Raw genomic sequence first — 10,704 nt, forward strand, 5'->3', positions numbered from 1 at the left:
GGGTGGCGGGTGAGGGCGGCCGGGCAAGCGGCGCGGGCGGCAGTGGTGCGGCAGTGGTGCGGCGGGGCGGGAGCCTGGGGAGCTGCCCCGGCGCGGCCTATACCACAGCCATATCAGGCGGCCGACGGACGCGTATAGCGCCCGCATAGCCCGCGCGATGATCCTGGCCGAGCCCGCCGGCCGCGCAGCCCACCCCTCGACCACTGTGGACGGTGCAGACCGGGCGTCCGGGAGGGCCGTGAGCACCGCCCGCCCGCGTCGACCGTGCGCGACCCGAGACCTCCGGCAGTGCTGTGAAGGGGAAGTGATGGACGACAACGCCGTGTTCACCTTGACCGCCGAGGAACGCGCCCTCACCAGAGCGGGCGCGGAGCGGCTCGCGGGCGCGCCACCCCGCAAGGTGGACGATATCGCCTGGGTGAACGACTGCCGGTACGCCTCGTCGACGCTGCCCGAGCGCCTGCGCGCGCGGCTCGCCGAGTTCCGCCGCGACCCGGGCCCCGACGGCGCGCTGCTGGTGCGCAACCTGCCGGGCGCCGCCGAGCGCCCGACCCCCTCCGAGCCCGACTCGGTCGAGCGCGACTCCACGCCCGGCGCGGCGGTGATCGGCATGGTGTCGATGCAGCTCGGCGAGGTCATCGCCTACCGCAACGAGAAGTCCGGCGCGCTGGTGCAGAACGTGGTGCCGGTGCCCGGCCGGGAGACCCAGCAGAGCAACGCGGGCTCCACCCGGCTGGAGATGCACGTGGAGAACGCCTTCCACCCGCGCCGGCCCGACTACGTGGCCCTGCTGTGCGTGCGCGCCGACCACGAGCGCATCGCGGGGCTCCAGGTGGGCTGCGTCCGGCGGGCCGTGCGCGAGCTGCCCGAGGACGTCCGCGCCGTGCTGGCCGAGCCCCGGTTCACCACGCAGGCGCCGCCGTCGTTCGGCCGACCGGACGACGCCGCCCCGGCGCACGCCGTGCTCACCGGGGAGCCGACCGACCCGGACGTCCAGGTCGACTTCCACGCCACCCACGCCCACGACACCGACGCCAAGAACGCCTTGGAGGTGCTGCGGGACGCCGTGGAGTCGGTCACCGAGACCCTGCTGCTGGTGCCCGGCGACCTGGCCCTGGTCGACAACCGGGTCACCCTGCACGGCCGGACGCTGTTCACGCCGCGCTACGACGGCAACGACCGCTGGCTCCACCGCACCTTCGTGCACCTGGACCACCGCCGCTCGCGCGCGATGCGCGACCTGGACGGGCACGTCCTGGCGTGAACCGCCGACCCGCCCACCGGTGCGAGGAGGACCCGCGATGACCCCGACGACCGAGGCCCTGATCCCCGCGCTGGTGGCCCGGCAGGCCGCCGCCACCCCGGCGGCGGTCGCCGTGCTCGACGAGGCCGGCCCGCTGACCTACGCCGAGCTGGACCTGCGCGCGAACCGGCTGGCGCACCTGCTGCGCGCCAACGGGGTGCGCGCCGAGAGCACGGTGGGGGTGTGCCTGCACCGCGGGGTCAACCTGGTGGTGGCGCTGCTCGCCGTGTGGCGGGCCGGCGGCGCCTACCTGCCGCTGGACCCCACCCACCCCGGCCGCCGGACCACCTCGGTGCTCCGGTCGGCCGGGGTGGGCCTCGTGCTGACCCAGACCATCACCGACGCGCCGATGGTCGCCGCCGGCGTGCGCACGGTGGTGCTGGACCGGGGGGTGACCGCCGCCGACGGCCTCCCCGCGACCCCGCCCGCCGACGTGACCGGCGACCAGGCGGCCTACGTGCTGTTCACCTCCGGCTCGACCGGCACGCCCAAGGGCGTGGTGGTCCACCACGCGGGCATCGCCAACCGGGTCGCCTGGACGGTCCGCGCACACGGCCTGGGCCCGGCCGACCGGGTGCTCCAGAAGACCGCCCCGACGTTCGACGCGGCCTGCTGGGAGATCTTCGCCCCGCTGGTCAGCGGTGGCGCGGTGGTGCTCGCGCCCACCGGGACCGAGCGGGACCCCGCGACGATCGTGCGGCTGCTGGCCGAGCACGGCGTCACCGTTCTCCAGGTCGTGCCGTCGCTGCTGCGGACCCTGGTGGACGAGCCGGGCTGGGCGCACTGCGGCTCGCTGCGGCTGCTGTTCTCGGCGGGCGAGCAGCTGCACGCCGAGCTGGTGCACCGGTTCCTGGACCGGCTGCCGGACCCCGGTGCGGTGCGGGTGTGGAACACCTACGGCCCGACCGAGTGCGCCATCGACGTCACCGCGCACCGCTTCGACCCGGCCCAGCCGTCCGGCCCGGTGCCGATCGGGCGGCCGATCGACGGGCTGCGCGCGCTGGTGCTCGACGAGGACGGCGACCCCGTGCCGGCGGGCGGGCAGGGCGAGCTGTACGCGGGCGGCGTCGGCGTCGGCCGGGGTTACCTCGGCCGGCCCGAGCTGACCGCCGAGTGGTTCGTGCCCGACCCGGCGGGTCCGCCCGGGGCCCGGCTCTACCGCACCGGCGACCTGGTGCGCCGCCGTGCCGACGAGGTCCTGGAGTACCTCGGCCGGCGGGACGACCAGGTCAAGGTGGACGGCGTGCGGATCGAGCCGGGCGAGGTGGAGGCGGCGCTGGCCGCGCACCCGGCGCTGCGCGGCGTCGTGGTGGTCGGCTTCCCCACGGCCACCGGCACCGGGCTGGCCGCCTACGTGCGCACCGCGGACGGCTCGGTGCCGCCGGGCCTGCGCGAGTTCCTGGCGCTGCGGCTGCCCGCGACGCACCTGCCGGTCGCCTACCTCGGCGTGACCTCGTTCCCCACGACCGCGAGCGGCAAGGTCGACCGGGCCGCCCTGCCCGCGCCGGACCAGGCGCTGCCGCCGGCCCGGGAACCCGCCGGCGCCGGCTGACCCGGCCGGGACAGGCCGGGTAGTGCCCGAATATAGGTCGACCAGCGAGCGTGGTCGAAGCCGAGTCGTCGAACCGGAGAAGGACATGGACTTCGATCTGACGCGCGAACAGCGCCGCCGCGGCGAGGACCTGGCCGCCGCGGTGCGCGACCGGTTGGGCGACGGACGTCCGTCCACACCGGAGGGGCACTTCACCCGGGACCGCTGGCGGGTGGCCGCCGAGCTGGGCCTGACCGGGCTGTGCCTGCCCGTCGAGCACGGCGGCGGCGGCCTGGGCGCCCTGGACACCGCCCTGTGCCTGGAGACCTTCGGCCGGCACTGCCCGGACACCGGCCTGGTGTTCGGCGTGGCCGCGCACCTGCTGGCCTGCGCCGTGGCGGTCCGCGACTTCGCCACCCCCGGGACGGCCGCCGAGCTGCTGCCGGGCCTGGCCGACGGGACGCTGATCGCCGCCAACGCGATCACCGAGGACGAGGCCGGCTCCGACGTGGCGCGGCTGGACGCGAAGGCGGTCGCCGACGGCGACGGCTACCGGCTCACCGGCGTCAAGTCGTTCTCCAGCAACGCGCCGCTCGCCGACGTGTTCGTCACCTACGCGAGCACCGACCCGGCGTCCGGGTTCCTGGGCAACACCGGTTTCGTGGTCCGCCGCGGCTCCCCCGGCGTCGAGGTCGGCCCGCCGATGGTCAAGATGGGCCTGCACGGCTGCCCGGCGGGCCGGGTCGGGTTCACCGACACCCCCGTCCCGGCGGACGACGTGCTCGGCGAGCCCGGCCAGGGCGGCGCGATCTTCCAGCACTCCATGGGCTGGGAGCGCGGCTGCCTGTTCGCGATCTACCTCGGGCTGATGGAGGACCAGCTCCGCCGCTGCGTCCGGCACGCCCGCCGCCGCCGCCAGTTCGGCCACCGCATCGGCGAGTTCCAGGCCGTCGCGCACCCGATCGCCGAGATGCGCGGGCGGCTCGACAGCGCCCGCCTGCTGCTGTACCGGGCGTGCTGGCGGATGGACCAGGGCCGCGCGGACACCACCGAGGTGTCGCTCGCCAAGATCGCGGTCTCCGAGGCGGCGGTCGCCAACGGCATCACCGCGATGCAGGTGTTCGGCGGCAGCGGCTACCTCGCGGAGACCGGCGTCGAGGCGCAGCTGCGCGACGCGCTGCCCGCGAAGGTCTTCTCCGGCACCAACGAGGTCCACCGCACCATCGTGGCGAAGGGGATGGGGCTGTGAGCCTGCACGAACTCGTCATCGGCAGCGCCGCGCGCCACCCGGACCGGCTCGCCGCGTCCTGCGCCGGCTCCGCCCTGACCTACCGCGAGCTGGACCGGGCGGCCGACCGGTTCGCGCACCGGCTGCGCGCGCTCGGCGTGCGCCGGGGCGACCGGGTCGTCCTGTGGTCGGACAAGTCCACCGACGTGGTCGCCGCCATGCAGGGCGTGCTGCGGCTCGGGGCCGCCTACGTGCCGATGGACCGGACCGCGCCGCTGGCCCGGGTCGTCGTGCTCGCCGCGGACTGCGGCGCGGCGGTCGTGTGCGCCGACGCGGGCCGCCTGCCGGAGCTGCGCGACGCGCTCGCCGGCACGGCGCCGTGCCTGGACCTGCACGACGACGGGGACCCCGACGCCGAGGCCGGGCCGGTCGACGAACCGGTCGGCGACGACGACCTCGCGTACGTCCTCTACACCTCGGGCTCGACCGGCACCCCCAAGGGCGTGTGCGTCAGCCACCGCAACGCGCGGGCCTTCGTGGACTGGGCGGTCGCCGAGCTGGACGTGCGGCCGGAGGACCGGCTGGCCAACCACGCGCCGCTCGTCTTCGACCTGTCGGTGATGGACCTGTACGCGGCGTTCGCCGCGGGCGCGTCGGTGCACCTGCTGCCCGCCGAGCTGGCCTACGCGCCCACCCAGCTCGTGCGGTTCCTGCACGACGAGCGGATCACGGTCTGGTACTCGGTGCCGTCCGCGCTCGTCCTGATGATCCGCGACGGCGGCCTGCTCGACCGGCCCGCGCCCGCCGCGCTGCGGGCGCTCTGCTTCGCGGGCGAGCCGTTCCCGATCGGCGGCGTGCGCGCCCTGGCCGGCTGGACCGGTGCGCGCCTGCTCAACCTCTACGGCCCCACCGAGACCAACGTGTGCACCTTCCACGAGGTCACCCCGGCCGACCTGGCGCGCGACCGGCCGGTGCCCATCGGCCTGGCCTGCTCCGGCGACACGGCGTGGGCCGAGCGGCCGGACGGCGCGGTCGCGGGCCCCGGCGAGGAGGGCGAGCTGCTGGTCGAGGGCCCCACCGTGCTGCTGGGCTACTGGGGCGCGCCGCCCCAGCGCGGCCCCTACCGCACCGGCGACGTGGTGCGCGTGCTCGACGACGGCTCGTTCGACTACGTCGGCCGGCGCGACCACACGGTCAAGGTGCGCGGCCACCGGGTCGGGCTGGGCGAGGTGGAGCTGACCCTGGAGAGCCACCCGGACGTCGAGGACGCCGCCGTGGTCGTGGCCGGCAGCGGCATCGACGCCCGCCTGGTCGCCTTCGTCGTGCCGGTGAGGGGCCGCACCCCCGGGCCGCTGGGCGTCAAGGCGCACTGCGCCCGCCTCCTGCCGTCCTACGCCGTGGTCGACCGGGTCCACGTCACGGCGGACCTGCCGCGCACCACCAACGGCAAGGTCGACCGGCCCGCCCTGGTCCGCCGGCACGAGGACCTGGCCGCGCGGCGGACCGAACGCAAGGAGCAGCCGGTGGTCGCCGACGCGGCGCCCGGCCCCGAGAGGAGCAAGCGGTGAAGCAAGCCGAAGTGGAACTCGCGCTGTTGGAGTTCATCCGGGAGGAGTTCCTGTGGGGTGACGAGGACCGGGAGCTCACCCTGTCCACCCCGCTGCTGGAGTGGGGGATCATCGACTCGCTGCGCACCGCGGTCCTGCTCACCCACGTCCGCGAGCGGTTCGGGGTGTTCGTCTCCCACGCGAGGGTCAACTCGCGCAACTTCCGCGACATCACCAGCATCGCCGGCCTCGTGCTGGCCGAAGCAGCCGACCAGGAGCCGCAGGCCGAGCCGGTCGCGGCGAGCACCGCTGACAGGGAGAACTCATGACGACCGACTACGACGTCGCGATCATCGGCGGCGGCCCGGCCGGTTCCACGATGGCGTCCTACCTGGCCAGGGCCGGGTTGTCCGTCGTGGTGTTCGAGAGCGAGACGTTCCCGCGCCCGCACGTCGGCGAGTCGCTGGTGCCCGCGACCACGCCGGTGCTGAACGAGATCGGCGCGCTGGAGAAGATCGACGAGGCGAAGTTCCCGAAGAAGTTCGGCGCCTCCTGGACGTCCGCGGAGTCCCGCGACATCCCGTTCATGGGCTACCAGGGCCTGTCGCACGACTGGTCGGCGGAGATCCAGTTCGTCGAGCGCAACCAGCCCGGCGTGGACCGCGACTACACGTTCCACGTCGACCGCGGCCTGTTCGACTCGATCCTGCTGCGCCACTCGCAGGAGCAGGGCGCGACCGTGTTCAACGGCGCCCGCGTGCGCGGCGTCGACTTCGACGACCCCGAGGCGGTGAAGCTGACCGTCCGGTTCGGGCCGCGCGAGGCCGTCTACACCGCGGGCATGGTGGTCGACGCGTCGGGCCGGCAGACCCTGGTGGGCCGCCAGCTCAAGTTCAAGGTCTCCGACCCGGTGTTCGACCAGTACGCGCTGCACACCTGGTTCGAGGACCTGGACCGGGACGCCATCGCGCCCAACGCCTCCGTGGTCGACCACATCTTCGTGCACTTCCTGCCGATCAAGGACACCTGGGTCTGGCAGATCCCGATCACCGACACGATCACCAGCATCGGCGTGGTGACGCAGAAGAAGCGGTTCACCGAGGCCAACACCGACCGGGAGAAGTTCTTCTGGGACTTCGTCGGCAGCCGGCCGGAGCTGGCCGAGGCGCTGAAGAAGGCCAAGCAGGTCCGGCCGTTCAAGGTCGAGGGCGACTACAGCTACGCGATGAAGCAGATCTGCGGCGACCGGTTCGTGCTGATCGGCGACGCGGCCCGGTTCGTCGACCCGATCTTCTCCAGCGGGGTGAGCGTGGCGCTCAACAGCGCCCGCATCGCCGCGCAGGACATCATCGCCGCGCACGCCGAGGGCGACTACGCCAAGAAGCGGTTCGACACCTACGAGACCAAGCTGCGCCGCGCGGTGAAGTACTGGTACGAGTTCATCTCGATCTACTACCGCCTCAACGTGCTGTTCACCGCGTTCGTGCAGGACCCGCGCTACCGCACCGACGTGCTGAAGATGCTCCAGGGCGACGTGTACGACGGCGAGGAGCCCAAGGCGCTGGCCGCGATGCGCGAGGTCGTGGCGGCCGTGGAGGCCGACCCCGAGCACCTGTGGCACCCCTACCTGGGCTCGCTGCGGGCACCGGCCGCCGCTCCGGGTTTCTGAGTCCGGTGGTCAACCCCGCGCTGCGCGGCATCCTCTCCACCGTGGGGAACACGCCCCTGGTCGAGCTCGAGCGGTTCTCCGTCGAGCTCGACCTCCAGGTGCACGCCAAGGTGGAGAAGTTCAACCCGGGCGGCAGCATCAAGGACCGCACCGCGGTCGCCATGCTGCTGGACAAGCTCTACACCGGGGAGCTGGACCCGGCGCGCTCGGTGGTCGTGGAGTCCAGCTCGGGGAACCTGGCCATCGGGCTGGCGCAGCTGTGCCGGTACTTCGGGCTGCGGTTCATCTGCGTGGTGGACGCGAAGACCACCGGGCACAACGTGAAGATCCTCCGGGCCTACGGCGCGGAGGTCGAGGTGGTCACCGAACCGGACCCGGCGACCGGCGAGCTGCTGCCCGCGCGGCTGCGCCGGGTCCGGGAGCTGGTGGCGACCCTGCCGCACGCGTTCTGGCCCAACCAGTACGCGAACCCGCGCAACCCGCAGGCGCACGAGCGCACCATGCGGGAGATCGTGACGGCGCTGGACGACCCGGTGGACTACCTGTTCGTCCCGGCCGGCACGACGGGGACGCTCCAGGGCTGCGGGCGCTACGTGCGCCGGCACGGGCTGCGCACGCAGATCATCGCGGTGGACGCGGTGGGCAGCGCGCTGTTCGACCCCGCTCCCCCGCCGGTGTCCCGGTTGATCCCGGGGCACGGCGCGTCGGTGCGCCCGCAGATCCACGACGCGAGCGCACCGCACCGGGTGGTGCACGTGACGGACCTGGACTGCGTGGCAGGGTGCCGTGCCCTGGTCGAGCAGGAGGCGGTGCTGGCGGGCGGGTCGTCCGGGGCGGCCGTCACCGCCCTGTACCGGCTCGCCCCGACGCTGCCGCGCGGGTCGACGTGCGTGCTGGTGCTGCCCGACGGGGGCGACCGCTACCTGGACACGATCTACTCGGACCCGTGGGTGGTCGAGCACCTGGGGCGCGTGCCGGACCTGCGCGAGGAGACCGCGCCGGCCCTGTCCGGCACCAATTGATATTCCCGAAGCATACCCGCAATATAGCGCCGGTATGGCGCGGAACAGCAGAGTCGAAGGCGATTCCGAACCGCCCGGAGCAATCCACCGGCCGTTCCGGGGCGCGTTCCCGCAAGGAAAGCTTACCTGACAGGGGAGTGGCACATGATCCGATCCGTGGTGATCGTGGGTGGTGGCACCGCCGGGTGGATGACCGCGACCTACCTGAAGACCGCCTTCGGCGCGCACGTCGACGTGACCCTCGTGGAGTCCTCGCAGGTCTCCCGGATCGGTGTCGGTGAGGCGACCTTCAGCACCGTCCGCCATTTCTTCGACTACCTCGGCCTGGACGAGCGGGAATGGCTGCCGAAATGCGCGGGCAGCTACAAGCTCGGCATCCGGTTCGAGAACTGGCGCAAGCCCGGCGAGCATTTCTACCACCCGTTCGAGCGGCTGCGCGGCGCGGACGGGTTCAGCCTCGCGGAGTGGTGGCTGGAGCTGGGTGACCGCAGCGAGCCGTTCGACCGGTCGTGCTTCATCACCACGGCGCTGTGCGACGCCGAGCGCTCGCCCCGGATGCTGGACGGCTCGCTGTTCGTGTCCAGCCTCGACGGGCCGCTGGGCAAGTCGACGCTGGAGGACCAGCGCGCGCAGTTCCCCTACGCCTACCACTTCGACGCCGACGCGGTGGCGTCGTTCCTGGCCGAGCACGGCCGGGCGCACGGCGTCAAGCACGTGGTGGACGACGTGGTCGACGTCGGCCTGGACAGCCGCGGCTGGATCTCCGAGATCCGCACCCAGAACCACGGGGCCATCACCGGCGGCCTCTACATCGACTGCACCGGCTTCCGCGGGCTGCTGATCAACAAGGCGATGGGCGAGAAGTTCGAGTCCTTCGAGGACTTCCTGCCCAACAACCGGGCGGTCGCGCTGCGCGTGCCGCGCGAGGACGCCACCGACATGCAGCCCTACACCACGGCCACCGCGATGACGGCGGGCTGGGCGTGGACGATCCCGCTGTTCCGCCGCAACGGCAACGGCTACGTCTACTCCGACCAGTTCATCACGCCGGAGGAGGCCGAGCGCGAGCTGCGCGAGAAGGTGGCGCCCGGTCGGGACGACCTGGAGGCCAACCACATCCGGATGCGGATCGGCCGCAACAGCAACTCGTGGGTCAAGAACTGCGTGGCGATCGGCCTGTCGAGCGCGTTCGTCGAGCCGCTGGAGTCCACCGGCATCTTCTTCATCCAGCACGCGATCGAGCAGCTGGTCAAGCACTTCCCCGACAACGGCTTCGACCAGCGGATGACGGCGGCCTACAACAACCGGATCAACAAGGCGGTCGACGGCGTCAAGGAGTTCCTGGTGCTGCACTACCGGTCGGCCGACCGGGAGGACACGCCGTACTGGAAGGAGGCCAAGACCCGGCCCATCCCGGCGGGCCTCCAGGAGAAGCTGGACCTGGCCGAGTCGCACCTGCTCGACGAGGAGACGATCTACCCGCACTACCACGGGTTCGAGAGCTACTCGTGGAACACGATGAACCTCGGCCTGGGGCGCATCCCGCTCACCGCCCGGCCCGCGCTGCGCCACCTGGAACCCACCAACGCGCTCGCCGAGTTCGCCAAGCTCAGGGCGGAGGCCGACGAGATGGTCGCCACCCTGCCCAGCTGCTACGAGTACCTCGCGAGCATCAACGACTGACCGGTGCGGGAGGAGTCCGGCCGACCCTGCGGAGCACGTCACCGAGCACACGATGGGGGCAACACATGCAGACGATCCGGACCCACGCGCAGGCCGGGCAGGTAGCTCCCCGTGCCGTGAAGGACTTCATGACCGGCTACTTCACCGGCGTCACCGTGGTCACCGCGTTCAGCGGCTCCGGCCGCCCGCACGGGCTCACCTGCAACTCGCTGGTCAGCGTCACGCTCGACCCGCCGACGCTGCTGGTGTGCCTCGACCAGGGCGCCGGCACCCTGGCCGCGGTGCGCGAGACCGGCGCCTTCGCGGTGAACCTGCTGGCGGAGCGGGGGCGGGCGACCGCCGAGCGGTTCGCCTCGCCCGCGCCGGACAGGTTCGCCTCGGTGGCGTGGGAGCGCTCGCCCCACGGGGTGCCGGTGCTGGTCGACGACGTCCTGTCGGTGGCCGAGTGCGCCGTGGCCGACCTGCACCGGGTCGGCGACCACACGGTCGTGTTCGGCCGCATCCTCGACATCGAGAACCGGCCGGGGAGCCCCCTGCTGTACGGGAGGCGCACGTTCTCCGGCGCGCCGGGCGCGGTCGTGCCCGACACCCTCCCCGCCGGTCGCTGACCCCGGTGCCGCCCCACCCGGTACCGGGGCGGCGGCACCACGGCACCACCGCAGCACCGCAGCACCGCAGCACCGACCGCACCGGCACCAACCGCAGCGGCACCAGATCGGAA

At 73.1% G+C, this 10,704-nt stretch carries 9 protein-coding genes; all 9 read left to right on the forward strand.

The features are described from left to right. The first annotated feature begins 307 nt into the window (after positions 1 to 307). The 9 genes from ACR807_RS38920 to ACR807_RS38960 all read left to right on the forward strand — a co-directional run bounded on the left by ACR807_RS38920 (position 308) and on the right by ACR807_RS38960 (position 10,591). Entirely contained in the window at positions 308 to 1,264 is a 957-nt protein-coding gene (locus ACR807_RS38920; RefSeq protein WP_438926544.1) for a TauD/TfdA family dioxygenase, read from the forward strand. Positions 1,265 to 1,301: 37 nt separating this feature from the next. Next, the gene (locus tag ACR807_RS38925) at positions 1,302 to 2,855 is read left to right on the forward strand and encodes an amino acid adenylation domain-containing protein (protein ID WP_438926545.1); all 1,554 of its coding nucleotides are present in this window, start codon (positions 1,302 to 1,304) and stop codon (positions 2,853 to 2,855) included. 85 nt (positions 2,856 to 2,940) lie between these two features. After that, entirely contained in the window at positions 2,941 to 4,083 is a 1,143-nt protein-coding gene (locus ACR807_RS38930) for an acyl-CoA dehydrogenase family protein (RefSeq protein ID WP_438926546.1), read from the forward strand. Next, on the forward strand, positions 4,080 to 5,630 hold the full coding sequence (locus tag ACR807_RS38935) for an amino acid adenylation domain-containing protein (RefSeq protein ID WP_438926547.1): 1,551 nt from the start codon (positions 4,080 to 4,082) through the stop codon (positions 5,628 to 5,630). The genes ACR807_RS38930 and ACR807_RS38935 overlap by 4 nt, the downstream gene beginning before the upstream one ends. Then, positions 5,627 to 5,938, forward strand: a complete 312-nt coding sequence (locus ACR807_RS38940) for a phosphopantetheine-binding protein (RefSeq protein WP_438926548.1) — start codon at positions 5,627 to 5,629, stop codon at positions 5,936 to 5,938. The genes ACR807_RS38935 and ACR807_RS38940 overlap by 4 nt, the downstream gene beginning before the upstream one ends. After that, positions 5,935 to 7,278 (forward strand): NAD(P)/FAD-dependent oxidoreductase, encoded by a 1,344-nt coding sequence (locus ACR807_RS38945; RefSeq protein ID WP_438926549.1) that lies wholly within the window; start codon positions 5,935 to 5,937, stop codon positions 7,276 to 7,278. Before ACR807_RS38940 ends, ACR807_RS38945 begins: the two co-directional genes overlap by 4 nt. A 41-nt stretch (positions 7,279 to 7,319) precedes the next feature. Further along, positions 7,320 to 8,300 carry a 2,3-diaminopropionate biosynthesis protein SbnA gene (gene sbnA / locus ACR807_RS38950; protein ID WP_438926550.1) on the forward strand — a complete coding sequence of 327 codons (981 nt, stop codon included), beginning with the start codon at positions 7,320 to 7,322 and terminating at the stop codon, positions 8,298 to 8,300. Positions 8,301 to 8,444: 144 nt separating this feature from the next. Beyond that, entirely contained in the window at positions 8,445 to 9,983 is a 1,539-nt protein-coding gene (locus ACR807_RS38955) for a tryptophan halogenase family protein (RefSeq protein WP_438926551.1), read from the forward strand. A 65-nt stretch (positions 9,984 to 10,048) separates the two neighbouring features. Continuing rightward, the gene (locus tag ACR807_RS38960; protein WP_438926552.1) at positions 10,049 to 10,591 is read left to right on the forward strand and encodes a flavin reductase family protein; all 543 of its coding nucleotides are present in this window, start codon (positions 10,049 to 10,051) and stop codon (positions 10,589 to 10,591) included. Positions 10,592 to 10,704 lie beyond the last annotated feature (113 nt).

Origin of the sequence: Saccharothrix sabaoui (assembly GCF_051756985.1) — a bacterium.
Lineage (GTDB): Bacteria > Actinomycetota > Actinomycetes > Mycobacteriales > Pseudonocardiaceae > Actinosynnema.

Coding starts and splice junctions, on each gene's coding strand:
- ACR807_RS38960 (WP_438926552.1), top strand. CDS start 10,049: ATGCAGACGATCCGGACCCACGCGCAGGCCGGGCAGGTAGCTCCCCGT.
- ACR807_RS38920 (WP_438926544.1), top strand. CDS start 308: ATGGACGACAACGCCGTGTTCACCTTGACCGCCGAGGAACGCGCCCTC.
- ACR807_RS38925 (WP_438926545.1), top strand. CDS start 1,302: ATGACCCCGACGACCGAGGCCCTGATCCCCGCGCTGGTGGCCCGGCAG.
- ACR807_RS38945 (WP_438926549.1), top strand. CDS start 5,935: ATGACGACCGACTACGACGTCGCGATCATCGGCGGCGGCCCGGCCGGT.
- ACR807_RS38955 (WP_438926551.1), top strand. CDS start 8,445: ATGATCCGATCCGTGGTGATCGTGGGTGGTGGCACCGCCGGGTGGATG.
- ACR807_RS38930 (WP_438926546.1), top strand. CDS start 2,941: ATGGACTTCGATCTGACGCGCGAACAGCGCCGCCGCGGCGAGGACCTG.